The 23739-nt window shown below is 72.7% G+C and carries 18 protein-coding genes; 7 read left to right on the plus strand and 11 right to left on the minus strand.

All coding sequences use genetic code 11. From position 1 onward, the window contains the following. The first annotated feature begins 42 nt into the window (after window positions 1–42). The 3 genes from DFJ66_RS11970 to DFJ66_RS11975 are packed head-to-tail and all read left to right on the plus strand — an operon-like array spanning window position 43 to window position 3722. The gene (locus tag DFJ66_RS11970; RefSeq protein ID WP_170199290.1) at window positions 43–333 is read left to right on the plus strand and encodes a DUF4342 domain-containing protein; all 291 of its coding nucleotides are present in this window, start codon (window positions 43–45) and stop codon (window positions 331–333) included. Continuing rightward, complete coding sequence (locus DFJ66_RS42625; RefSeq protein ID WP_170199292.1) at window positions 330–470, plus strand: hypothetical protein; 141 nt, start codon at window positions 330–332, stop codon at window positions 468–470. The genes DFJ66_RS11970 and DFJ66_RS42625 overlap by 4 nt, the downstream gene beginning before the upstream one ends. Window positions 471–518: 48 nt before the next feature. Continuing rightward, window positions 519–3722 (plus strand): ATP-binding protein, encoded by a 3204-nt coding sequence (locus tag DFJ66_RS11975; protein ID WP_121220793.1) that lies wholly within the window; start codon window positions 519–521, stop codon window positions 3720–3722. Window positions 3723–3725: 3 nt separating this feature from the next. Here DFJ66_RS11975 and DFJ66_RS11980 read toward each other — a convergent pair whose 3' ends face one another. From DFJ66_RS11980 to DFJ66_RS12020, 9 genes are all read right to left on the minus strand, one after another. Beyond that, on the minus strand, window positions 3726–4991 hold the full coding sequence (locus DFJ66_RS11980; protein WP_121220795.1) for an SGNH/GDSL hydrolase family protein: 1266 nt from the start codon (window positions 4989–4991) through the stop codon (window positions 3726–3728). 14 nt (window positions 4992–5005) lie between these two features. Beyond that, window positions 5006–6436, minus strand: a complete 1431-nt coding sequence (locus DFJ66_RS11985; RefSeq protein WP_121220797.1) for an FAD-dependent monooxygenase — start codon at window positions 6434–6436, stop codon at window positions 5006–5008. Window positions 6437–6552: 116 nt separating this feature from the next. Then, window positions 6553–9675, minus strand: a complete 3123-nt coding sequence (locus tag DFJ66_RS11990) for a hypothetical protein (RefSeq protein WP_121220799.1) — start codon at window positions 9673–9675, stop codon at window positions 6553–6555. 233 nt (window positions 9676–9908) lie between these two features. Continuing rightward, window positions 9909–11195: an ATP-grasp domain-containing protein gene (locus DFJ66_RS11995; RefSeq protein WP_121220801.1), complete on the minus strand. Its 1287-nt coding sequence runs from the start codon at window positions 11193–11195 to the stop codon at window positions 9909–9911. Then, complete coding sequence (locus DFJ66_RS12000) at window positions 11176–12627, minus strand: AMP-binding protein (RefSeq protein ID WP_121220803.1); 1452 nt, start codon at window positions 12625–12627, stop codon at window positions 11176–11178. The genes DFJ66_RS11995 and DFJ66_RS12000 overlap by 20 nt, the downstream gene beginning before the upstream one ends. A 4-nt stretch (window positions 12628–12631) precedes the next feature. Next, window positions 12632–12898, minus strand: a complete 267-nt coding sequence (locus DFJ66_RS12005) for an acyl carrier protein (RefSeq protein ID WP_121220805.1) — start codon at window positions 12896–12898, stop codon at window positions 12632–12634. A 17-nt stretch (window positions 12899–12915) separates the two neighbouring features. Next, window positions 12916–14220 carry an MFS transporter gene (locus DFJ66_RS12010; RefSeq protein WP_121220807.1) on the minus strand — a complete coding sequence of 435 codons (1305 nt, stop codon included), beginning with the start codon at window positions 14218–14220 and terminating at the stop codon, window positions 12916–12918. Between the two features lie 210 nt (window positions 14221–14430). Then, a complete protein-coding gene (locus DFJ66_RS12015; protein ID WP_121220808.1) occupies window positions 14431–14787 on the minus strand; it encodes a YciI family protein in 357 nt (118 codons plus the stop codon). Between the two features lie 123 nt (window positions 14788–14910). Beyond that, window positions 14911–16140: a cytochrome P450 family protein gene (locus DFJ66_RS12020; RefSeq protein WP_121220810.1), complete on the minus strand. Its 1230-nt coding sequence runs from the start codon at window positions 16138–16140 to the stop codon at window positions 14911–14913. A gap of 260 nt (window positions 16141–16400) precedes the next feature. On the opposite strand from DFJ66_RS12020, the gene DFJ66_RS12025 reads away from it, so the two are divergent. Then, window positions 16401–17585: an epoxide hydrolase family protein gene (locus tag DFJ66_RS12025; RefSeq protein ID WP_121220812.1), complete on the plus strand. Its 1185-nt coding sequence runs from the start codon at window positions 16401–16403 to the stop codon at window positions 17583–17585. 26 nt (window positions 17586–17611) lie between these two features. On the opposite strand, the gene DFJ66_RS12030 is transcribed toward DFJ66_RS12025, so the two are convergent. Together DFJ66_RS12030 and DFJ66_RS12035 are read right to left on the minus strand one after the other, a co-directional pair. Beyond that, window positions 17612–18970, minus strand: a complete 1359-nt coding sequence (locus tag DFJ66_RS12030; protein WP_121220814.1) for a condensation domain-containing protein — start codon at window positions 18968–18970, stop codon at window positions 17612–17614. 74 nt (window positions 18971–19044) lie between these two features. Continuing rightward, on the minus strand, window positions 19045–20220 hold the full coding sequence (locus tag DFJ66_RS12035) for an MDR family NADP-dependent oxidoreductase (protein ID WP_246029707.1): 1176 nt from the start codon (window positions 20218–20220) through the stop codon (window positions 19045–19047). A gap of 198 nt (window positions 20221–20418) precedes the next feature. Between DFJ66_RS12035 and DFJ66_RS12040 the strand changes: the two genes are divergently transcribed. From DFJ66_RS12040 to DFJ66_RS12050, 3 genes are all read left to right on the plus strand, one after another. Then, the gene (locus tag DFJ66_RS12040; RefSeq protein WP_211351096.1) at window positions 20419–20775 is read left to right on the plus strand and encodes a YciI family protein; all 357 of its coding nucleotides are present in this window, start codon (window positions 20419–20421) and stop codon (window positions 20773–20775) included. Between the two features lie 16 nt (window positions 20776–20791). Then, window positions 20792–22048 (plus strand): RNA polymerase sigma factor, encoded by a 1257-nt coding sequence (locus DFJ66_RS12045; protein WP_121220819.1) that lies wholly within the window; start codon window positions 20792–20794, stop codon window positions 22046–22048. A gap of 319 nt (window positions 22049–22367) precedes the next feature. Beyond that, entirely contained in the window at window positions 22368–23699 is a 1332-nt protein-coding gene (locus DFJ66_RS12050) for an FAD-dependent oxidoreductase (RefSeq protein WP_121220821.1), read from the plus strand. Window positions 23700–23739: the final 40 nt, after the last annotated feature.

The following is a 23739-nucleotide window of genomic DNA, read 5'->3' on the forward strand; positions in this document are numbered from 1 at the left end:
AGGCTGGAGTTCGTCAAGGGGATCCGCAGTGCGAGGAGAGTCATGAGCGAGTCCAAGTCCGAGTCCACCCGTGCCGCCCTCGACTCGGTGGTCGACACCGTTCGCGGGCTCGTGAGCGAGGGCATCAACCGTCGTGTCGTTGTCCGTGACCGCAAGGAGGACGTGGTGCTGGAGGTGCCGGTCGCTCTCGGACTGGTCGCGGCGCTCGCTGCTCCGGTCGCCACGACCATCGGTGCCGGTGTCGCGCTGGCCCGCAAGTGCGACATCACGATCGAGAACCGCCGCCGGCCCGGTAGTCAGCCCGCGACGACGGTCGAGACCGACCACGTGTGACGAGCGGCCACGTCCGCTACCGCCTCACCCGACGCCGCCGCCTGGTCGACGGTGGCCCGGACCCGATCACCCGCAAGACCTCGTCGCCCGTCCCGCCGGTCCTGTCGACCGACTTCGCGGTCGCAGCCACGGCATGAGTGGATGGCGGGTTGGGGCACGCGGGCCGTGCGCGGGAGGATCGGGCGGTGCACGGAAACGAGACGCGCCTGCGGGTGACGTTGCTCGGCACCTTCGAGGTGTGCCGCGGTGACGCCGTGGTGGCCGTTCCCGGTGCCCGGCTGCGCAGCCTGGTCGCGCGGCTGGCGCTGGCGGGCGGCCGGCCGGTGGAGCCGGGCGTCCTGGTCGGTGCGCTGTGGCCGGGGGAGCTCCCGGCCGACCCGGTGAACGCGTTGCAGTCGTTGGTCTCTCGGCTGCGTCGGGTGCTCGGCGGGGCCGGCGCGGTCACGCAGTCCGAGGGCGGCTACCGCCTCGACGTCACGGAGGACGACGTCGACGTGCTGCGGTTCGAGCGGCTGGCCGCGCTCGGTCGCGCCCGGCTGCGGGCCGGCGATCCGCCGGCGGCGGCCGAGTTGCTGGGTGAGGCGGTGGCGCTGTGCGGCGATCCGTCGGTGATCGCCGCGGTCGCCCCGGCGGTCGCGACGCGGTTGGCCCGCACCGCGGTCGAGGCCGGCGCGGGTTTGGCCGAGGCGGAGCTGGCGCTGGGCCGCGCCGACGACGCCGCCGGCCGGCTGAGCGCCCTGCTCGCCGAGCACCCGGCGGACGAGCGGGTGGCCGCGCTGCAGATGGACGCGCTGGCCGCCCAGGGCCGCCAGGCCGAGGCCCTCGACGTGTACGAGCGGGTGCGTGAAGCCCTCGCCGACCGGCTCGGCGCCGACCCCGGCGCTGCCCTGCGCGAGCGCCACCTGCGCCTGCTGCAGTCGCCCGCTCCCGCTCCCGAGGCGCCGGCGAGCACTCTGCCCGCCGCCCTGACCAGCTTCATCGGGCGTGACGACGACCTCGCCCGGATCGACGCGCTGCTCACCCGCGGGCGCCTGGTCACGGTGGTCGGGCCGGGTGGGGCGGGCAAGACCCGGCTCGCGGTCGAGGCGGGTCGCCGCTACCGCCACGAGTACCGCGACGGCACCTGGCTGGTCGACCTCGCCGCGGTCACCGAGCCCGCCAAGGCGGGCTCGGCGGTGCTGGCCGCGATCGGGCTGCGGGGCACCGCGCTCTTCGAAGCGTCCGGCTGGATGCGAGCCGGGGGCAGCGAGCTGGACATGCTCACCGACCGGCTCAACGGTCGGGAGTGCCTGCTCGTGGTGGACAACTGCGAGCACCTGGTCGACGCCGTCGCGCACCTGATCGCGGCGTTGCTGCCGCGCTGCGCGGGGCTGCGGGTGCTGGCGACCAGCCGCGAGCCGCTCGCGATCGACGGTGAGGCGCTGGTCCCGCTCGGCCCGCTGGCGCTGCCCGCCCCCGACGACGACCTCGAGGACGTCCGCCGGAGCGCGTCGGTGCGCCTGCTCACCGAACGGGCCGCGGCGGTGCGCCCCGGTTTCGACGTCGACGAGCGGACCCGCGCGGACGTGGTCCGGCTGGTGCGCGGCCTGGACGGCATGCCGCTGGCGCTGGAGCTGGCCGCGGCCCGGATGCGGACCCTGTCGCCGGCCGAGCTCGCCGCCGGGCTGTCCGACCGGTTCCGGCTGCTCGCCACGGGCCGCCGGGCGGCGTCGCCCCGGCACCGCACGCTGCGCGGGGTCATCGCCTGGAGCTGGGACCTGCTCGACGAGGACGAGCGCACGGTGGCCGAGCGGGTCGCGGTCCTGCCCGGTGGCGTGACCTCGGAGTCGGCTGCCGCGGTCTGCGCGGGCACCGCGGTGCTCCCCGATGAGGTCCCCGAGCTGCTCTCCGCGCTGATCGACAAGTCGTTGCTGCACCTGGCGCCCGATGCGGGCCGTTACCGGATGCTCGAGACCCTGCGCGAGTACGGGATCGAGCGGCTCGCCGAGCGGGGCGTGCTCGACGCCGTCCGGGATCTCGCCGCCCGCTACCTGGCCACCCTGGTCGCCCGCGAGGAGCCGCTGCTGCGCGGCCCCGACCAGCTCGCCGCACTGCGCGTGATCTCCACCGAGTACGACAACGCGCTCGCCGCCCTGCGCCACCTGTGCGACACCGGAGACGCCACCGCGGCCGTCGGGCTCGCCAGGGACCTCTCCTGGTACTGGCAGGTGCTCGGCCGGCATGCCGACGCGGCGTACTGGCAAGGGGAGGCGCTGGCGCTACCTGCCGAGGGGCCCGCGCTGGACCGCGATTCCGCGGAGGCGATGCTTCTGCTCAACCGCATCAACGCCCGCTCACCGCTGGCCATCGAGGGCCTGGACGAGAACGAGTCCGCGCTGCGGGCCGTGGCCGATCGCCTGCTCGCCCACCCGTCGCTGCCCGGCGTCACCGCCGTGCTGGCCGCGATCACGCTGCACTTCCTGCGGGAGCACGAGGCGTCGCTCGCCCTGGTCGACCGTCTCGTCGACGGCCCCGACGTCTGGCTGTCCGGGCTGGCCCACCTGTTCCGGGCCTCGTTCGCCGAGAACGAGGGCGACCTGGACCAGGTGCGCGTCGACGTGGCCGCGGCTCTCGACGCCTTCGGCCGGACCGGCGATCGCTGGGGGATGGCCTCCGCGCTGCCGATGCGCGCGATGCTGCGGCAGTACGACGGGGACCTCGACGGGGCGTTGGCGGACCTGCGGGAGGCCAGGGCACAGGCGCGGGAATTCGGTTCGCCGAGCCTGGCCGACGAGATCTTCCTCGACGTTCGCTGGATCGAACTCCACCTGCGCCGCGGCGAGGACGCCTCGGCGAGGGCGATGCTCGACGCGGTCCGCGAGCGGGCGGAGCGATCGGCGTCGCCGGAGCTGGTCGTCATCGTCACCGCGCTCGAGGCCGGCACCTGGCTGCGGCTCGGCGACCTGGACCGCGCGCAGGCCCGCATCGAGGTGGCCGAGGCGGGAGTGGCAGGCGAGTCCTCGGTCGGCGGCGACCACGCCCGGGCGATCGTCGGCTCGGTGCGAGCCTCGCTGTCCGTGCGGCGGGGCGACGCCGAGGGCGCCGAGGTGGCGCTGGCCCGCGCGTACGCGACGGCCCTGGCGAGCCGGGACCTGCCGATCATGGCGCTGGTCGCCGTGGCCGGGGCCGAGCTGGCGGAGCTGCGGGGGCGGCACCGGGACGTGGCCCTGCTGCTCGGCGCGGCGTCACGGCTGCGCGGCACCCACGACCGCAGCGACCCGCGGATCCAGGCGATGGTCACCCGCGGCCGCACGGTGCTGGGCGAGGACGTCTTCGCCGCGGCGTACCAAGGCGGTTGGCACTTGGACGGGAAGACGGCCTCGCTCCAGGTCGCCCCAGCGCGGACGTGAGCCCTACTCCCGGAACAGCTCCAGGTCGAACGCCTCGGCGATCGCCCGCTGACCCGCGTCGCTGGGATGGATGCCGTCAGCGGACACGAACTCCGCGCGCATCCGCACCGGTTCGGCGGGGCCCGGCGCGCGGGTGGCCGCCTCCAGGTCGACCACCGCGTCGAACTCGCCGCTGCCGCGGATCCAGCGGTTCACCTCCTGGCGCATGCGCTCGAGCTCCGCGGTGAAGAGGAACGTGCCGCCGATGGGGAGCAGCGTGCAGCCGATGATCCGCAGGCCGTGCAGGTGCGCGCGGCCGATCAGCATGCGGTAGCCGACGATGATGTCCTCCGCCGTCGCACGCTCGCTCTGCGGCATGCCCGGCATGAAGCCGAAGAACATGTCGTTGAGCCCTTCGGACAACACCACCCAGCGCACGCCGGGCCGGGCCAGCACGTCGCGGTCGAAGCGCGCCAGCGCACTGGCGCCCATGCCGTCGGTCTCGCGCAGGACGCGGTTGCCCGCGATACCCATGTTGATCACCGCACGCGGCGGCACGTCCTCCCATGCGGCCAGCCTGCGCGCCAGCGCCGACGGCCACGACGCGTCCGCGTCCGGCGTGGTCTCCATCCCGTCGACGACGGAATCGCCGATGGCGACGACGGTGGCCGCCGTGGACCCCGCCAGCACGTCGACACCAGCGAGCCACAGGTAGGACTGGAACGCGGTGGCGTTGCGCAGGTTCCGCGCGGCGGTCTGGTCGCCGGGTGCGAGCCACGCCGTGCGCAGTCCGACCTCGTGCGTCGTGGGAATGACGTCCTCGTCGGGGATGTGCAGCGAGACCACCAGATCGGTCTGCGCGGGCACGTCGTACTCGACGGGGTCGCTGTGGATGTGCGCGCCCGTCGGCAACACCACCGTGGCGCGCCCGCCGAAGGTCAGTGCGCGGGCGCTGCCCGCGTGGATCGCCGAGCCGCGCTCGTGCCGCGCGATCCACGCGGCATCGATGCGCACCGGCGCGTGCCCGAAGGAGTTCGACAGCGCGACGCGCACGGCCGTGCCGCCCGCGGTGGCACGCGCCACCATGCGCACGGTCTGCGCGCCGACCTTCGTCGGAGCCCAGGGCGGTTCGTCCGCCTGGAGCGCGGAATCCTGTGCCGACGCGTCGTCGTCCGGCAGACCCGGCATCTGCGGCCCTCCACCGGACTCGGCAGGTCGCGCCAACTGCTGCGCCGTGCCCCAGGTGGCGATCCAGTGCCCCCGGCTCGCCGGGATCGTCCTCGTTGCCATGTCGGAGCTCCCGTTCAGAACCAGCGCGTGAGCGCCGCGTCGAGTGGTTTGGCCGACGCTTCTGTCCACGCGACGCAGCCGTCGGGACGGACGAGCATCGATGGCCCTTCCTTGGTGTGCACGTGGTGCACGTTCGGTGGCAGCGACCGCGCCGAGGGCGAGACGAACAGGCCACCACCCTGTTCCGCCCGCGCGTAGAGCCGCTCTTCGCCGCCGTCTGCGAGCGTGAGGAGCTGGTCCTTCACGAGAGTGCCGACGAGCGGGTCGTCGTCGCCGAGGTCGTAGCGGATGCCGACACCCGAGAGCATCTCGCCGATGTGGCGGTTGCCTTCGGGCAGGGTGATCAGGTCGCTCACGATGGTGCGCAACGCGCTCGTGAGCGGGTCAGGACGCATCAGCGCGACTTGCGCGCGGGTGTTCTCCAGGACGCGCGCACCGACGGGATGGCGCTCAGCGGTGTAGGAGTCGAGGAGGTGATCACGCCCTTTCACCGCCGCGGCGAGCTTCCAGCCGAGGTTCGCGGCATCGACGAGTCCGAGGTTCAGGCCCTGGCCGCCGAAGGGCGAGTGGACGTGCGCGGCGTCGCCCGCGAGCAGGACGCGGCCCCTGCGGTAGGTCGTCGCCTGCCGCGCGTTGTCGGACCAGCGCGTCGCCTTCGACATCGACAGGACCCTGACGTCGGTGCCGCTCACGCGCCGGATCGACGCCTCGACCTCGGCCCGCGTGACCGGCGCGTCCCGATCCGGCGGCGGCCCGTCGAACTCCGCCGTGAAAACGCGACCCGGGATCGACGTGATGAGACCGCGCGGCGTTCGCCGCCACCCCCTCGCGAGCTTCTCCGGCGCGTCGAACTCGACGAGCGCCTGGTAGCCGGTGATGGTCGGATCCGTACCGGGGAACTCGAAGCCGGCGAGCTTGCGGACGCGGCTCCGGCCACCATCGCAGCCGACCAGGTACGTCGCGCGCAGCAGGCCCGCGCTCGTCCGCACGGTCACGCCGTCCTCGTCCTGCTCGAGGTCCTCCACCGCGACGCCACGACGGATCTCGATCCCGAGCTCGCCCGCCCGCGCGGTCAGGATCCTCTCGAGCGCCTCCTGCGGCACCATGCGGCTGTGGCGCTCCGGGTCGCGTTGGAGCTCCTGCTCGATCACGAACAACGCGGAGAAATGGCCTCCCGGCTTCTTCACCGGCCCGGATCCGGCACGTGCCGCCTTCGCCATCGGCATCATCACCTGTTCCTCCTCGAGCGCCCGCGCGAACCCGCGTCGCTCCAGCGCCTCGGCCCCCACCGCACCGATCGCCGCGGCCTTGATCCCGCGGTCGGGCTCCACGAGCCGCTCCAGCACGAGCGGCTTCACCCCCGCTGTCCCGAGCTCGATCGCGAGGAAGAGCCCGACCGGGCCCGCACCGACGATGACAACGTCGTGCACCACAAGATCGCTCATGCCTTGTCCTTCCGCCTCGGGCCGGGGCCGTGCCGGCTCCGCCCTCGACACGCACACTGCCGCGGCCCGCCGGCACCGCCCGCACACGCCGCCGGCACGCCCCTGGCAGCCCGCCGTCACCGGCCCAGGACGTCGGCGGTCAGCGCTTGGACCACTTCCGGGTGCCGGGCGGCGACCAGCGGCAGGGCGGCAGGCCAGTCGAGCAGGTGGAGGATGTGGGCCGCCGCGTGCGCGCCCGGGTCGTCCAGCAGGGCCGCCCACGCCCGCGCCTGCAGGGCCGGGGGCTCGACGGTGTCGACCAGCGACCGGGCGCGCGTCCGGTCACCGTGGCGCAGGGCGGCGGTGATCAGGTGGGACACCGTGCGGGCCCGGCGAGGGGCGTCGGCGATCCGGTCCGCCCACGGCAGGAGGTCGGCGACCCACGACCGCGAGGACCCGGTGGTGATGGCGGCCAGCGCCTCCACCAGCTTGTCGCGGTAGCGGCCGGCGGGGAGGTCGGCCAGCAGGGACAGGGCACGCGGCACGTCACCCGCGACCGCGACGGCCTTGACGACGAACCCTCGCGCTTCCCAGGCCCGCACCGGGTCCGTGATCTCGCCGACCAACGACAGGGCGCGGTCGAAGTCCTCGGTCGCCGCCACCGCCTTCACCGCCGCCACCATCGCCACCGACGTGCCGACCGACCGGGCGTGGGCCACCGCCTGGTCGAGATCGCCCAGGCCGGCCATCGTCGTCACCACCGCCGCGTCCAGCCGCACCCGGTGCGCCGCACCCTGGATCTCCTCGATCGCGGCGGTGGCCCGGAACAGCAGCGACCGGTTCGTGCGGGCGAGTGCGAGCAGCCCGCGCGCCCGCGTGAACGCGTTCGGCGTGCGCCTGATCAGGTCGTCGAGGGCGAGCGGTCCCCGGTCGGGGTCGGGTGGATCGGGCGCCGTGGTGCGGGGCGTCCCCCGGCCCTCGGCCTCGACGACGTCGAGCAGGGCCCGGACCGCCTCGGTGTCGCCGATCTCGTCGTTCGCCGCCACCAGGGCCGCGAGCGCCGCGTCCCGACGCCGGTCGTCCACGAAGTCGCGGGCCATCCCCTCGGCCACGGCGGCGATCCGCTCGGCCGCCGCGGTCCTCCCGGCCGACGCGGCGGCCTCCCCCAGCGCGACCAGCACCGCGGGGGACCCCGGGGCCAGGGTGCCGCACAGCGTTTCCGCGTGCTCCCAGCGGCCCAGCAGTGCCGCCGCCCGCACGACGTGCGCGACCGCGTCCGGGCCCAGCGGGCCGGCGCGTTCCGCGCGGGCCAGCCGGTCGAGGTCGTCCGTCGCGACCGCGAGGTCCGCCAGCGCCGCGGCCTTGAGATCCGGGTCGGTGATGCCCTCCGCGAGCCGGTCGGCGGTGTCGATCAACTCCGCCGCGTCCGGGTCGCCCGCGCGGGCGATCGCGGCGCGGGCCCGCGATCCCCAGCGCGGTTCGTCCACGGCCTGCAGGAACCGCCTGGCCAGTGCCAGGTCGCCGAGCGCGGCGGCGGCGCCGGCGAGCCGGGCCGCGGCTTTCCCCGATGCTCCCGCGTTGTGCTCGGCCAGCGCCTCCAGCAGGGCCCGCGCCTGGCCGGCGATCTCGTCCCGGTGCGTGACCACCGCCAGTTCAGCGGTCGCCACCGCCCGGTCGACGCCGCCGAAGACGCGGTCCACGACCACGAGCGCGTCGGCGACCGCCCCGTGCCGCGCCAGCGCGACCGCGATCCCCGCGAGCGCTTCGTCCCGGTGCTCGATGCCGTCCACCCCGCGCAGGACCTCGTCGGCCCGGTCGAACTGGCCCCGCTCGGCCAACGCGACGCACAACGCCACCGCCGAGGCCGGGTCGGCCGGCACCTCCACCCTCCTGGTCCGGCCCAGCGCCGCCCACAGCGCCGGCAGGCGGGACGGGATGGTCGCGTTGCGGTCGGTCAGCCGCTCGCGGTGGTAGGACAGGCGGGCCAGGACCACCGCGTCGGGTTCGGCGGTGGCGAGCACGGCGGCCTGGGCGGCGGTGATCTCGCCCAAGGCGCCCAGGTCGCTGCCGGACAGGCTCAGCATCCGGTCGTGCCGCGCCGGGTCGATCGCACAGGCCACCACGCGCGCCACCTCCCCGGTGGCCACCAGGAGGCGGAAGTAGCCGCGCAACAGGTACTCGGGTGTGTCCTCCGGCCAGCCCGCGGCACGGTGGCGGTCGGCCCAGGCGTGCAGGCGGGCGCGGTAGCCGGCCAGGCCCGCGGGGCCGAAGCCCTCCTCCGCGGTGGTCTGCAACTCCTCGTGGCCCAGCAGGTAGATCGCGGTCTCCGGGTGCCAGTGCCCCGGCCGCACGTCGAACGTGCGGCCCGCCACCGTCCGCAGCAGCGCCCGGACGTCGCGCTCCCCCCGCCCGGTCAGCTCACCGAGGTCCCGGGCGCTCAACCCGCCACCCGCGGCGGTGAGCAGGCCCAGCAGGTCGCGGGCGGCGGGGTCGCCGCCGAGCAGGCGGTCGAGCTCCAGCTCCATGTCGTCGCGCAGCACGAGGGCGTGCGGCGAGGGCGGGAGGTCGTGCGCCACCGCCGGATCGCGCAACGGGTGGTGCGGGCCGACGTCGGCGGGCGGCGGCGGGTTGGGCCTGCTGGTGACCACCACGCGCATGCCGGCGGCGAGCCGGGTCGGCAGCAGGGCGGCGATGCTGTGCGAACGGGCACCGACGACGAGGCCGCGGTCCTCGTCCAAGCCGTCCACGACCAGCACCAACCGCTCGCCCCGGTCCCGGCACAGCTGCGCCGCCTCGGTCACCATCCCGATCAGGTGCGCCTCGCGGGTGGCCTCCGACACCGCGACCGGCATCGGCTCGCCGAGCAGTTCCGCCAGCTGCTCCACCAGGACGTCCACGAACGCCGCCCGGTGGTCCTGGCCCGCCAGCCGCCCGGTGACGAAGAACGACACCACCCGCACACCCGGCGGCGGGTCGAGCACGAAGCACGCCATCAGGGCGGATTTGCCCGCCCACTTCGGAGCGCGCCACCACAGGTAGTCGTGTGGCACGTCGTCGTCGGTGCAGAACCGGTGCAACCAGGCCATCTCCGCCGCCCGCCCCAGCAGCTCCGGCGGGGCGATCTGCCGGACCTGCTCGCGGTAGCGCGACCGGGCGAGCGGCGTGGGGGTGTGCGAGATGTGCACATCACCGCTGATGTCACGGGCCTGCACGACAGGGCCGAACGCCGTTCCCCCGACGTCGTTGTGGTGTTCGACCATGCTCGTATTGTCGTCACCACGCACGGCCGCCGGACATCCGCACAACAGCCGAACGACCGGAAGGCGGACTCGAGCCTCGGCAGACCAGGTGCGGCAGGTGGTGATTGATCGTTCCGCGGTGGCGCCGACCCCGGGAAGGTCGGGAACACGCCACCCCGGTCAGGCTTGGGCCGCGCGTGCCGGGGCAGCAGTTGCTACCCGAGGTTGATGTGGACGCCGTCGCTGTGCACCTGTCAGGCGGCGTCGGTCTCGATGGTGAACGTGCGGACGGCGCGCACGCAGGTGTCGAGGAGTTCCTCGGCGGTGTCCGCGCCGACGATCAGGAAGAAGTACCAGTCGGACGGCCCGGTCAGCCTGGCCCGTTCACCGATCGACCTGCGCCGGTGCCAGGTGATGGTGCCCGGGAAGGCCAGCAGCTCCTCGTCGGTCGGTACCCCGGTGATGACGCCGGGCTTCGTCGGCCGGATGCTGACCCCGCCGATGTGCGCCTTGGCCCGGTTCAGCGGCGGGATGCCTCCGGTCAGCACGGAGTCGGCGAGCAGCGACCAGGTGGAACGGCCGTGGAAGGCGCCGATCATGTACTGCACCCAGGCGCCTCCCGCGCGCGTGGCGATCTCGGAGAAGACCAGTTCCCCGTCCGGGCGCGAGAACACCTCCAGGTGGGTCGGTCCGTCCTCGATGCCCAGCGCCGGGTTGATGCGCGCGTGCATGTCCCTGAGCCTCTCGTACAGCCCGGGGTGCTCCTCCGGCGCGAGGATGATCGAGCCGTCCAGCGCGTTCTCCAGGACCGTGATCCGTGGCCGCAGGTAGCGGTGCACCAGGAACGTCAGCTCCTTCCCGCCGGACCAGATCGCGTCCACGCACACCTCGTCGCCCGGGACGAACTCCTCGACGATGAGTTGGCGGGACCGTTGCGCCTGGTCGAACGCCAACCCGGTCGCGGCCGGACCCAGTTCGGCGGGGTCGTCGACCTTCACGGTGGAGCTGGTGCCGAAACCGGCCGCCGGTTTGACGATCAGCGGCGCGGTCAGTTCCCGCGCGACCGCGGCCACGGTGTCCGCGTCGTGGGCGTCCGCCAGCGACCGGAACCCCGTCACCGGCACGCCGGCCGCGGCGACGAGCTGCTTCATCAGCCGCTTGTCCCGGTACGCGACGTGGAACCGGGGGTCGGGCGGAGCGTCGTCGAGCAGCTGTCGCAGGTATCCGGCGCCGAACTGGCTCAGCTCGTCCTGGCAGCACACGCGGATGACCGGTGCGCCGGTGAGCCGCAGGTCGACGGCGACCGCGGACAGCTCGGCCAGCGAGTCGAAGCTGCCGACCGTGTAGACCTTGCGGCACCGCGCGAGCAGCGCCTGGTCCGGCGACTTGTACACGACCTCGGCGCGTTCCAGCACCAGGCAGACGTCGACCTCGCGTCCGGCGCGGGCCGGTGAGTCCAGCAGCGCGGCGAGCAGCTCCGGCTGGTACTTGCAGACGACGACGGTGCAAGGACCGGTGTCGCTAGGGCGCTCGACCGTCATCGGCCACCTCCAGGTTGAGCAGTTCCTCGATCCCCCGCCGGTCGGCCTTGCCGCCGGGGAGCAGCGGCAGGGCCGGGACGGCCAGCACCCGGTCCGGCATGTCGGACCCGAGCGCGGCGTGCAGCGGACGGCGCAGCCCGGCAGCCGCGTCCGGGGAGGGGCCCTCGACCACCAGGACGACGTCGCTGGTCGTGAGCTGGACGCAGCACGCCGCCCGCACCGCCGGCAACGCGGTCGCGGCGGCCTCGACGCGGGCGAGGTCCACGAACGTCCCCCTGCGCTTGACCAGCGAGTCCACCCGGCCGGCGATGACCAGGTTCGACCCGTCGTCGACCCGTCCGCGGTCGCTGGTGCGGAACCGGGTGACGCCGTCGGCGCGGCGCAGCCGGTCCAAGTCGTCGTCCGAGCACGTGTCCGGGAGGTAGCCGAGCGAGCCGTCCGGTGTGGTGATGACGACCTGCCGGAAGTCCGTCGTCCCCGACGACGCGATGTCGTCGAAGGTGACCGCGGTTCCGGGCAGCGGCTTGCCGACCGGTTGCAGACCGGGGTCGCACTCGTCGGGGACCTCGTACCCGAACTTGGCCAGCGTCGTCTCCGACGGGCCGTAGAGGTTGACGACCCTCGTCGACGGAGCCGCCCTCCGCCACCGCCGCACGTGCCGCCCGTACAGCGGTTCACCGGCGAACAGCGTGTGGCGCAACGAGTCCACGGTCGTCGACGGGGCGTCGGCGAGCCAGCGCGCGCTCAGGCTCGGCACCGCGTGCACCACCTCGATCGCGTGTTCGGCCAGCCACGGCAGCACCGCGGCCGGCACGGTGCGGACCGCCGGGGCGGCGATGTGCAGCTCACCGCCGGAGCACAGGGGGAGCAGCAGATCGCGGTAGACCACGTCGAACGCCGGGGACGTCAGCATCGCCACCCGCGTGCCCGGAGCGAGCCCCAACTCGCCGATCTCCCAGTCGATGAAGGCCAGCAGCCCGGCCGCGCTGCCCACGATGCCCTTCGGCGTCCCCTGGCTGCCCGAGGAGAACACCACGTAACCGGCGCCGGCCGGCAGGGATCGCCCGTCGGGTGCGCCGGTCGGCTCGATCTCGCCGGTCTCCACCCGGAGCACGGCCGCCGGCCGTCCCGCGGCCAGCACGTCGGCGGCACGGGTCGGTTGCCGGTCGTCGACGAGCAAGGGCACCAGCCCGGCGGCCCGGACGCCGAGGAAGGCCGCGGGCAGGGCCTCCCCGTCACCGGCGGGCACCGCGACCAGCGAACCGGGCGGCAGGCCGGACGAGGCGCAGCGGTCCCGCCACCGTTCCACCTGCCGGACCAGGTCCCGGTAGGTCAGCCGACCGTGCGCGGTGACCACGGCCGTGTGCTCGGGGTGGCGCGCGGCGGTGCGCACGACCCTGTCGACGACCGGGCAGGCTGCGGCCGTGCTCACGGCGCTACCGGCTGCCGGCCGCGTCGATGCGCTGGACCAGGAGGTCGGCCAGTTCGGCGAGCGACGTGGTGTCGAAGACGTCCTCGATCGCGCACTCGACGCCGAGCTCCTGTTCGAGCGTGCCGGCCATCCCCATCGCGGCGATCGAGTCGAACCCGGCCTCGATCGGGTCGAGCGTCGGGTCGACGTCCGTGCGGAAGGCCTGCCGGGCGGCGGCGAGAACTGAGGCGAGCACCCGGTCGGCGAGGTCGTCGCTCTCTGCGGTGTCCATCGGTCGTCCTTCCGCGCTCATGTCGACGAACCCGTCGTCGTGTCGGCTTGCGTTGGTTCCGGTTCGGCTTCCTGCCGGGTGCGCTCGCCCCAGCCGGCGATGGCCGGTCCGAGCAGGCCGAGCACGAGGAGGAGCACGCCGAGTCCGATCCACCCGGTGCTGCCGAAGCTCAGCGTGACGCCGAGCAGCAGGGCCGGCGCGGCGGCTTTCACGACTCCGGACGTGGTGGTGGAGAGCCCCTGGTACTGGCCCTGGGCGTGGGCGGGAGGGAGTCCGTACTCGAAGGCGAACGTGCCGGACGCGTGCCAGATCTCGCCCAGCGTCAGCAGGACCATGCCCGCGATCAGCAGCAGCAGTGCCACCCACGAGGACACCTCCGCCATCAGGCTGAGCGCGACGCACCCGAGCAGCAGGACCAGGCCCGCCCGGCGCAGCGCGACACCACCGTCCCCGACGGTCTGGACCTTGGAGCCGAGCCTGACCTGGAGCAGCACGACCATCACGGTGTTGAGGACGAACGCCACTGTGATGCCCCAGGCCGGTGCGACCGTGTGGGACACGATCCACACCGGGATCAGGATCTCCAGGATCATGCTCTGCAACATCATCGCGCCGCCGACGAAGGTGTAGGCGACGAAGGGCAAGTCCCGCAGCGCGATCCACCTCGGTGCCCGCGTGCCCCCGGTCTGCTTCGGGGGCCGTGGCGGCGCCGGCAGCCTCGGCAGGCGCAGGAGCAGCAGTCCCGCGCTCAGTTGCGCCAGGACGAACAGGACCAGCAGCACCCGGTAGGCCAGTGGCCCGCCGATGTCGACGCCGATCCCGGCCACCAGCGTGCCGAGCGCGACCCCGCCGTTGGCGACCACCCGGACCTGGGAGCGCAGGGTGACCGTCTGCTCGCCGCCCACCCGGCGCATCAGCGCCCCCGCCGACGGGAGGTAGGCCGCGAAGCTGAAGGTGATCACGGACTGGGCGGCGAGCAGCGTCCAGGAGTTCTGCACGAACAGGAACCCGACGCCCGCGGCGCTCAGCCCGAGCAGACCCGACAAGGCCACGCGTCGCGGACCGATCCGGTCGGCGAGATCACCCGCCGGCACCGAGAAGGGGATGGCCAGCAGCCCCGCCACCATGAACGCCACACCGACCTCGCCCGCGGCGATGCCGACGATCCGGGTGAAGTAGAGGATGCTGATCGGCATGATGATGCCGCCGCCGATGCCGCTGATGAACTGCGAGGTGACGAACGTCCGCTTGTCGCCCGGCTCCGGGACGAGCGATTTCAGGAAGGACTTCGGGGCGGCGGACGGCGGATCGGTCGCGGACATGGCCCTCCTTGTGCGATGAAGGGCACCAGGCGGCCCGTGTGGCGTTTGAGGATGTGAGGAAGGCGCGCTCGACGTCGTCGTCGCACGGGACGAGCGCCTCCTCATGGGCCTCGGCGGTGTCGAGGTCCAGGGCCGGTTTCACGGTCGCCGCGAACACCCGCAGCCCCTCGTGGTGGTACGCCCGCGCCACCACCGCGGCGACCTCGTCGCTCATCCCCGTTCCACCACCGGGCGGATCTCCACCCCGCTGTGACCCGCGGTGGCCTCGTACAGCCGTGACGCCAGGCCCATCACCTCGTCGAGGTCGCGCGCCTCGATCAGGTAGTAGCCGCCGACGGCTTCCTTGGTCTTCAGGAACGGGCCGTCGGTCGTGGTGAGCTTCCCCGAGGCGTCCGCGCGCAGCGTGGTCGCGACGCTCGCCGGCTCCAGCTCGCGGGTGTCCAGGACGGCCGCCCCGGCCGCCTCGACGAGGTCGCGGTGACCCGCGCCGAGCTGCTGCCGAACCTCGTCGGACATCCCCGCCCACTCGCGCTCGTCGCCGTAGATGAGCACCAGGTACTTCGCCATGCCGATCGTCCTCTCGTCGCGCCCCGGTGGGCTGTTCTCACTACTACGACGAACGAGTCGTGCCCATTTCGACAACCCCGCGGAAATCGCGTCCGGGTGCGGCGCCCGTGCCACCGCCGGACGCTAACCCTTGAGGTAGACGGGCTGGCTGGCGTGGCCGTTCACGACGAAGCTGCCCTGCCCGACCAGCTCGTCGCGGCGGACCGCGAGCCGCATGGCCGGGTAGCGCTCGAACAACGCCGGGATGCCGATCATCCAGGCGTGCTTGGCCAGGACGTGGCCCAGGCAGTAGTGCACGCCGAACCCGAACGACAGGTGCCGCTTGTCGGCGCGCAGGGCGTCGAAGGTGTCCGCGGTCTCGCCGTGGATCTCCGGGTCGCGACCGATGCCCGCGAAGTTCACGAGGATCACGTCGCCCTTGGCCATCGTCACGCCGCCGATCTCGATGTCCTCGGTGGCGAACCGGAACGGCAAGTGGCCCACCGGCGACTCCACCCGGAGCGTCTCCTCGAACACCTCGTCCCACGGGATCTGCCCGGTGGTCACCTTCTCGCGCAGGTCGGGGTCGTCGAGCAGGGCCAGGGAGGCGTGGGCGAGCGCGTTCACCAGGGTCTCGGAGCCGGCGCCGAGCAGCAGGTGCAGGGTGCCGATCATCTCCGAGTCGCTCAACCGCGAGCCGTCGTCGTCCTTGGCGGCGATCAACCCGGTGGTCAGGTCGTCCCCGGGGTTGGCGCGCTTGTAGTCCACGAGGTCGGCGATGGCCTTCTGCCACTGGTCGAGGTTGGCCTCGGCGACGTCGTCGGTCATCGTGGTGTCGACGTTCTTGTGGCCGCCTGCCAGCACCTCGGCGCGGGCCTCGGCGGGCACGCCGAACAGGTCGCACATGATGCGGGTGGGCAGTTCTCCGTGGAACCGCTTCTTGAGGTCCACGACGCCGCCCGGCTCGCAGGCGTCGTCGAGTTCCTGGAGGAGGTCCTCCACGGTCTTCACGATGTGCGACCTCATGGCCGCCACGCGGTGCGAGGTGAAAGCCCTCAGCAGCAACCTGCGCAGGCGGCCGTGGTCGATGCCGTCGTGGGTCGCCATGTTGTCCATCGCCGCCCAGGTGATCAGCGGGAAACCCGACGAGATCTCCCCGTTCATGTACGCGGGCCAGCTCCGGCGGGGGTTCTTGGAGAACCGCTCGTCGGCCATGATCGCCTTCGCCACGTGATAGCCGTGCACCGACCAGGCGAGCACGTCGCCGGGGAGCTTGACGCGCGCTATCGGTCCCTGCTCGCGCAGTCGGGTCGTCTCGGCGTGGATGTCGACGCCCGTCGGGTCAAGGGCGTACGGGTACACGGCTCCTGCCATGATCTCGCCTCCGTGGTGGTCGATTCCCCCAGCCGTCCTGGCAGCGAAGAGAGAGAGCGTCCAGACGCCGCTGGACGAATGGACCCAAGCTACGACTCCCTGCCGCGGTCGGGCATCTCTTGGATTGCGGAGACCACGACAGCACGGTCCGCTCGCTGGTGTCCGGGCGCCGATGCAGCAACCTGGAAGGTCTGTCGGCCGGTGTCGACGCCTACGGTGGGACCGATCGGGCGGCTGCGACGCAGGCACGAGGAGTGGACATGGAACCGTTCCGCATCGAAGTCCCCCAGGCCGCGCTGGACGACCTGAACCGCCGACTGGACGCCACCCGCTGGCCGACGAGGGTCGGCGGCACCGGCTGGGACCGCGGTGTCCCGCTGGACTACCTCAAGGAGTTGGCGGACTACTGGCGCACCGAGTACGACTGGCGGGCCGCCGAGGCGCGGTTGAACGCGTTCCCCCACTTCACCACCGAGATCGACGGGGCCCGAGTGCATTTCATGCACATCCGGTCGCCGGAACCGGACGCCGTGCCGCTGATCATCACGCACGGGTGGCCCGGCTCCATTGTGGAGTTCCTCGGTGTCGTCGGGCCGCTCACCGATCCACGGGCGCACGGTGGTGACCCGAGCACCGCCTTCCACCTCGTCCTGCCGTCACTGCCGGGATTCGGGTTCTCCGGCCCGACCCGGGACGACGGCTGGGGCGTCGAGCGCATCGCGGGCGCCTGGGCCGAACTCATGCGCCGCCTGGGGTACGAGCACTACGTGGTGCAGGGCGGGGACATCGCGGCCTGGATCAGCCTCACGCTCGCCGGTCTGGACTCCGAGCACGTGCGGGCGGCGCACGTGAACTTCATGGACACCTCGTCCAGCGGGTTCGACCGGTCGGTCGACCTCGACGACGACGACCGCGACCGCATGCGGATGGCGGACGAGTTCCTCGCGAACGACTCGGCCTACATGGCGCTCCAGGCCACCCGCCCGAACACGATCTCCTACGGGCTCATCGACTCCCCAGTCGGGCAGTTGGCGTGGATCGTCGAGAAGTTCCTGGAGTGGTCCGACGCCGTGAAGTCGCCCGAGGACGCGGTGGACCGCGACGACCTGCTGACCAACGTCATGCTGTACTGGCTGACCGGCACGGCCGCCTCCTCCGCCCAGTTCTACTACGAGATGGCCGCCTTCCTGCCCACGTCCTCGGCGCAGGAACCGCAGACGGGCGGCGCACCGATGCCCGTCCCGCTCGGTGTCGGCGTGTACGCGGGCGACCTCATGAAGCCGGTCCGGCGCCTGGCCGAGCAGGCGTTCTCCGAGATCGTGCAGTGGAACGAACACGACCACGGCGGGCACTTCGCCGCGCTGGAGGAACCCGACCTCTTCGTCGGCGACCTGCGCGAGTTCCGGCAGGCGCTGCGGCGTCGCGGTGTCCACTTCGGACGCTGAACCCCTCCGGTCGAGCCACGGGAGGGTCACGCCCGGTGGGCGTCCCCCCACGGCTCGTCGGGGGTGCAGGCGAGGCGCAGGACGAGGTCGCGGAAGCCGTTCGTCCAGCGCTCGGCGGTGGCCGCGTCGAGCCGGTCCGGGGGGTACTCGAACTGGGCCCGGAGCCCGCCGGACGGCAGTTCCCACATCCCCCAGACGCAGATGCCGCCCCGGTCGAGGGGGATCTCGTCCCGGAACGCCACGCGCTCGGCGCCGTCCGCGAACGGGATCTCCTCCGGTTTCGGGACCGACGCGAGGTAGTTGAAGAAGATCGGCACGTTCGCCGGGTCCCGGTTCGGCTCCAGGAACTCCGGCATGTGGCGTTCGAGGTCGCAGTTCGGCAGCGGATTCCGGTAGGACCGCATGCACGTGCTCCGCGCGCGCAGCAGGACGTCCCGGAAGGTCACGCAGCCGTCGAGGTCGACCCGCAGCGGCAACGCGTCGACGAACAGGCCGACCGTGTCGTCGAACGACGGGTGGTCCCGGGGAGCCCGGACGGCCATCAGCGCCGGATCGGTCCTTCCGGTGAGCCCGGTGGCCAACAGCGCCGCCGCGGCGACCAGGACGTGCCAGGTGGATCCGCGCGCACCGCGTGCCACGGCGCGTACCGCACCCATCTCGCGCGGGTCCAGGTCGAAGGTGACCGTGCCGTACGGCGCGCCGCTCGCCACCGTGCCCGCCGCACGATCGGCCGGCGGTGCGAAGACCTGGGCCCCGGCGAGGTTCTCGGCCCAGTACTCCCGAACGGCGCGGACCCTCGCCTCGGTCCATCTCGCCCGCTGCCAGCGGGCGTACTCCCCGTACTGGCGGACCGGGGGCAGCTCGGGCTCGGTCCCGGTCGTGCGGGCCCGGTAGAAGGCGGCCAGGTCGCGGCGGAGCACGCCGGTCGACAGCGCGTCGCCCGCGATGTGGTGGGTCAGCAAGGCCAGCACCGAGTCGCCGTCGTCGAAGCGGTGCAGCGCGGCCCGCAGCAGCGGGTTGTCGTACCTCGACATGGTCTGCGTGAACAGCTCGGCGAGGACGTCCTCGGCGAGGTCCTCGCGCGACCTGCCCGGCCCCGGCACCAACCGGTGCTCGGTGAAGGGCACCGGCTCGGCCGGCCGGACGGTCTGGAAGCCGCCGCCGTCGTCCTCGCACCCGCAGGTGATCACGGTCCGCAGCGACTCGTGGCGGACCACCAGGTCGTCCAACGCCCCGCGCAGCGCCGCGGAATCCACGCGTCCGGTGATCCGCAGGGCGATCGGCATGGTGTACTTCAGCATGTCCTGCCCGGCCGCCTCGTTGATGCAGCACATCGTGAGCTGAAGAGTGAGGGGATACCGGACCGCGCCCTCGGTTTCGCGCATCGGTGGATCGCCATTCCTCTCGCGTTCGGGCACAGCGGTGAACGTGCGGACGTCGTCGAGCGGGAGTCGACCCCTCACAGCTTGAGCACCACCTTGCCCGTGTATTCCCCGTGCATCTGACGAACCGCCGCCTCGACGCCGTTCTCCAGCCCCTCCACCACCGTCTCGGCCACCACGACCGCACCGGAGCGGACCCACTGGGGGAACTCCTCCTCGAACTTCGGCACGAGATCGGGGTGGTCGAAGGTGTAGTAGGCCTGAAGCGTCAGCCGTTTGCGCACCAGGGTCATCATGTTGCGCGGGCCCGTGGGCACCCCCGACCGCAGTTGCGCGGTCTGCCCGCACACGACGATCCGCCCACGCGGCCTCATCGCGTCGATGGCGGCTTCGAGCTGGCGACCCCCCACGCTGTCGAAGTAGACGTCCAAGTCGTCACCCAACCGGAAATCCTCGTCGTGGTGGTCGAAAGCGGCGTCATAGCCGAGGACCTCCGTCGCGTACGCCACCTTCTCGGCGGAGCCCACCGAACCGATGACCTTCGCGGCACCCCGCAACCGGGCGACCTGCCCGACGATGCTGCCGACCCCGCCCACCGCACTGGACACCAGGAGCGTGTCGCCGGGACGGATGGCCGCCAACTCGACACCGATGTACGCGACGATCCCGAAACAGAGGTGGTGGGTGAGCGAAGGATAGGCGTCCGGGTCCACCCGGCGGAACAGCGAACCGTCCGCCACCGCGTAGTCGCGCCACCCGAACCGGTGCCACACGACATCCCCGGGTCGGAAGTCCTCGCTGGCCGACTCGATCACCTCGCCGACTGCGTCGCACCACATGGTGGCACCGAGCTCGAAATGCGGGATGTCCAACATCGACAGGTCCGCCATGTGCATCAAGGCGCCGGGATCGATCGACATGAACACATTGCGCACCAAGGCCTGCCCCGGGGCGGGCGAAGGCACCGACACCTCCACCACCCGCACGTCTCCCGGACCGGGGATCAACCCCGCGGGACGAGCGACCAGACGCACCTCGCGACCAACCCTCACGACAACCTCCCGACCGCCGAACAGACGGCCACCACCCAGCCCCGCGCCAGCGCCGACACCACACTCGACCACACCCGCTGTCACGCCCACATCTCCTGAAATGCCCACCTCCAGCGCCCCGACACGGGACGACGAACCTCGCCGAGGGTGAAGGGCAGCGAGCAGTGGAACCCCCGCGGTAGGTTGCCGAGGCTCGGTCACGCTCGCCTCGGACGACCCGCACCGCGAATCCCCGCATCCGGCGCAACCACGGGTCGGGGTGGACGCCGAGCTGCGCGACCTCGTGCCGGGCGCGTCGACGGAGAACGCGGCGGCGGACCGTCGATTCGTGGCCGGCTCGTTCGTCGTGTAGGTAGAGGGTCGCGAATCGGCCCGGAAGCGATCGATGGGATGCGTACGATGGCGAAGTACCTGGTCCTGATCTACGGCGACGAACAGATCTGGGAGTCGATGTCGGAACAGGAGCGCAAGGACAACGAGGCGGCGCACGGCAAGTTCGTCGCCGCGGCCGGCGACGCCGTCCTCGGTGGTCACGAGCTGATGTCGACGACGACGGCGACGAGCCTGCGCGGCCGCGCGACCGGTGAGCCGACGACGACCGATGGCCCGTTCCTGGAGACCAAGGAGGCGCTGGGCGGCTTCTACCTGATCGAGGCGCCCGACCTGGACGCGGCGATCGCGCTGGCCAAGCTGCTGCCGGAGGTCTCGGTGTCGCACAGCGGGGTCGAGATCCGGCCGATCGTCGAGGCCGGCTGAGCCGGGACGGCACGGCGTGACCGACGACAGCGAGGTGCGGGAAGCGGTCGCGCGGGCGCACCGCCGGGAGTGGGCGGTGGTGCTCGCCGCGACGGTGCGCCTGGTGCGCGACCTGGACCTGGCCGAGGAGTGCGCCCAGGACGCGTACGCCCACGCGTTGCGCACCTGGGCGGTGAACGGCGTGCCGGCCAAGCCGGGTGCCTGGCTGACCACGGTCGCGCGCAACCGCGCGAAGGACGTCCTGCGCCGGGAGTCGGTGCTGCGCTCGGCGTTGCCGCTGCTGGTCACCGACGACGTCGTGCCGGGCCCGGAGGACCGGCCGGAGGGGTCGGTGTTCGACGACGACCGGTTGCGCCTGATCTTCACCTGCTGCCACCCGGCGCTGTCCCGCGACGCCCAGGTGGCGTTGACCCTGCGGCTGGTGTGCGGCCTGTCCACGACCGAGGTGGCGCGGGCGTTCCTGGTCCAGGAAACGGCCATGGCCGCGCGGATCACCCGCGCCAAGAAGAAGATCAGCGGCGCCCGGATCCCGTACCGCGTGCCGTCGAGCGCCGATCTGCCCGAACGCGTCGCCGCCGTCATGGAGGTCGTGCACCTGGTGTTCACCACCGGCCACGCCGCCCCGGTCGGCAAGGACCTCGTGCGGGAGGACCTCGTGGACGGCGCCATCCACCTGGCGCGCACGCTGCACCAGCTCCTGCCGGACAACACCGACATCACCGGCCTGCTGGCGTTGATGCTGCTCACCGACGCCCGTCGGGACAGTCGGCTGTCCGCCGACGGCCGACTGGTCCTGCTGGCCGAGCAGGACCGGACGCGGTGGGACGTCGACCTGATCCGGGAGGGCACCACGCTGCTGACCGAGGCCCTCCGCCGGGGACGTCCGACGAAGTACTCGGTCCAAGCGGCGATCGCCGCGGTGCACACCGAGGCGGCGACCTGGGAGGACACGGACTGGGTGGAGGTGGTCGGCCTCTACGAGGTGCTGGTCCGGCTGTGGCCGTCGCCGGTCGTGGAGCTCAACCGCGCGGTCGCGATCGGGTTCCGGGACGGCCCGGAGGCAGGCCTCGCGGCGCTCGCGCCGCTGCTGGAGGAGCCGGCGCTGGGCACCTACGCGTACCTGAGCGCGGCCCGCGCGGACTTCCTGCGCCGACTCGGCCGGTGGGCGCAGGCGGCCACCTCCTACGAGGAGGCCCTGGCGTTGACCGACAACGACGTGGAACGGGACTTCCTGGCCCGCCGGCTCGAAGAGGTCACCCTCCACCTCGGTTGACCCCGACTCTGTGTCCACAAAGGACTTGATTCGCCGCGGGCGTTCGAAGTCGACCGACCAGGCACGCACCCCGCCCGGCAGCTCGACCACTGCGATCGGGTCCCGTTCCCGGAACCGGGTGCCGATCGCGCGGTCCGCCTCACGGTAAATCGGCGGCAGGCGCGTCGGGATCTTCCAGAGTGCTGCACCTTGAGCGCACGCACGCCCCGGTTCAGTCCACAAAGGACAGACCCGGTCCTGGTGGCGCAATTTGGAAGGTGCATCGGTTGTGGTGCTCTGCAACGATCGTCCTAGTCGGCTTACGGCCGGGGGAGGCCACATGGCGGATCGGATCGGAGACCGGGCAGTCGTCCTGGGCGGCAGCGTCGCGGGGCTGTTCGCGGCCCGGGTGCTCGCGGACTTCTACCGCGAGGTGACGGTCGTGGACCGGGACCGGCTGATCGGCGTGACGGGACCGCGCCGGGCGGTGCCGCAGGGGCACCACATCCACGGGCTGCTGGCCCGCGGGCAGCAGATCCTGGAGGAGCTGTTCCCCGGCTTCACCGCGGACCTGGCCGGCACCGGGGTGCCGACCCGCGACTTCGGCACCAGTCTCGGCTGGCACTTCAACGGCCGCGGCATCCGCAAGGTGGAGACCGACCTGGTGTGCATCTCCGCCGGCCGGTGGCGGCTCGAAGAACGGATGCGCGATCGCGTGGCCGAGCTGCCCAACGTGACCTTCCTCGACAACACCGACGTCGTCGGGCTTCAGGCGGTGCCGGACGGCGACCGGGTCACCGGCGCCTTGGTGCAGGACCACGACGGGTCGCAGCCGGCGCGACCGCTGACTGCCGACCTGACCGTCGACGCGACCGGTCGTGGCACGCGGACACCCCGGTGGCTGCGGGAGATGGGCTACCCGTCGGTGGAGGAGGAGCAGGTCCGCATGGACCTCACCTACACCACCTGCGACTTCCGCGGTCCGCTCGCGCACGACCCGATCGGCGACGACATAGCGATCATCTCCGTGGCCACGCCCGGCAACCCGCGCGGCGCGACGTTCGCGCGGCTGCCCGACCGCTACTCCGTGTCGCTCAACGGGATCCTCGGCGACCGGCCGCCCACCGACCTGGACGGCTTCCTGGCCTACCTCCGCTCCCTGCCGGTGCCGTCGATCTTCGAGTCGGTCCGCCACGCCGAGCCGATGTGCGCGCCGGTCTCCTTCCGCTTCCCCAGCAGCGTCCGCCGCCGGTACGAGAGGATGGCGCGGTTGCCCGAAGGCCTGCTCGCCCTGGGCGACGCCGCGTGCGTCTTCAACCCGATCTACGCCCAGGGCCTGTCCGTGGCCGCGATCGGCGCGCTCGTCCTGCGCGAGCACCTCCGCCACGGGCCCCGGCCGGTCCGGCGGTACTTCCGCGACCTGGCTCGGGCGATCGACGCGCCGTGGGACATGTCGGCGGGCGGGGACCTGGGTTTCCCGGGTGTCCAGGGCCGTCGCACGCTGAAGGTCCGGATGGGCAACGCGCTGATGTCCCGGTTGCAGGTCGCGGCGACCCGGGACAGCGACGTGTCACGAGCGTTCATGCGGGTCGCCGGTCTGGTCGACCCGCCCACCGCGTTGATGCGGCTGCCCGTGCTCTCCCGGGTCCTCTGGCAGGCCCGAACCCGGTGATCGACCCGTTGCCAGACGATTCCACGGTGCAAACCCGGAG

The organism is Saccharothrix variisporea, from assembly GCF_003634995.1.
Taxonomy (GTDB): domain Bacteria; phylum Actinomycetota; class Actinomycetes; order Mycobacteriales; family Pseudonocardiaceae; genus Actinosynnema; species Actinosynnema variisporeum.

Excerpts from the sequence above, each read along its gene's own strand:
- DFJ66_RS11995 (WP_121220801.1), bottom strand. The coding sequence starts at position 11,195 with ATGACGGTCGAGCGCCCTAGCGACACCGGTCCTTGCACCGTCGTCGTC.
- DFJ66_RS11970 (WP_170199290.1), top strand. The coding sequence starts at position 43 with ATGAGCGAGTCCAAGTCCGAGTCCACCCGTGCCGCCCTCGACTCGGTG.
- DFJ66_RS12010 (WP_121220807.1), bottom strand. The coding sequence starts at position 14,220 with ATGTCCGCGACCGATCCGCCGTCCGCCGCCCCGAAGTCCTTCCTGAAA.
- DFJ66_RS12005 (WP_121220805.1), bottom strand. The coding sequence starts at position 12,898 with ATGGACACCGCAGAGAGCGACGACCTCGCCGACCGGGTGCTCGCCTCA.
- DFJ66_RS11985 (WP_121220797.1), bottom strand. The coding sequence starts at position 6,436 with ATGAGCGATCTTGTGGTGCACGACGTTGTCATCGTCGGTGCGGGCCCG.
- DFJ66_RS12015 (WP_121220808.1), bottom strand. The coding sequence starts at position 14,787 with ATGGCGAAGTACCTGGTGCTCATCTACGGCGACGAGCGCGAGTGGGCG.
- DFJ66_RS11980 (WP_121220795.1), bottom strand. The coding sequence starts at position 4,991 with ATGGCAACGAGGACGATCCCGGCGAGCCGGGGGCACTGGATCGCCACC.
- DFJ66_RS12020 (WP_121220810.1), bottom strand. The coding sequence starts at position 16,140 with ATGGCAGGAGCCGTGTACCCGTACGCCCTTGACCCGACGGGCGTCGAC.
- DFJ66_RS12050 (WP_121220821.1), top strand. The coding sequence starts at position 22,368 with ATGGCGGATCGGATCGGAGACCGGGCAGTCGTCCTGGGCGGCAGCGTC.
- DFJ66_RS11990 (WP_121220799.1), bottom strand. The coding sequence starts at position 9,675 with ATGGTCGAACACCACAACGACGTCGGGGGAACGGCGTTCGGCCCTGTC.
- DFJ66_RS12025 (WP_121220812.1), top strand. The coding sequence starts at position 16,401 with ATGGAACCGTTCCGCATCGAAGTCCCCCAGGCCGCGCTGGACGACCTG.
- DFJ66_RS12040 (WP_211351096.1), top strand. The coding sequence starts at position 20,419 with ATGGCGAAGTACCTGGTCCTGATCTACGGCGACGAACAGATCTGGGAG.
- DFJ66_RS12030 (WP_121220814.1), bottom strand. The coding sequence starts at position 18,970 with ATGCGCGAAACCGAGGGCGCGGTCCGGTATCCCCTCACTCTTCAGCTC.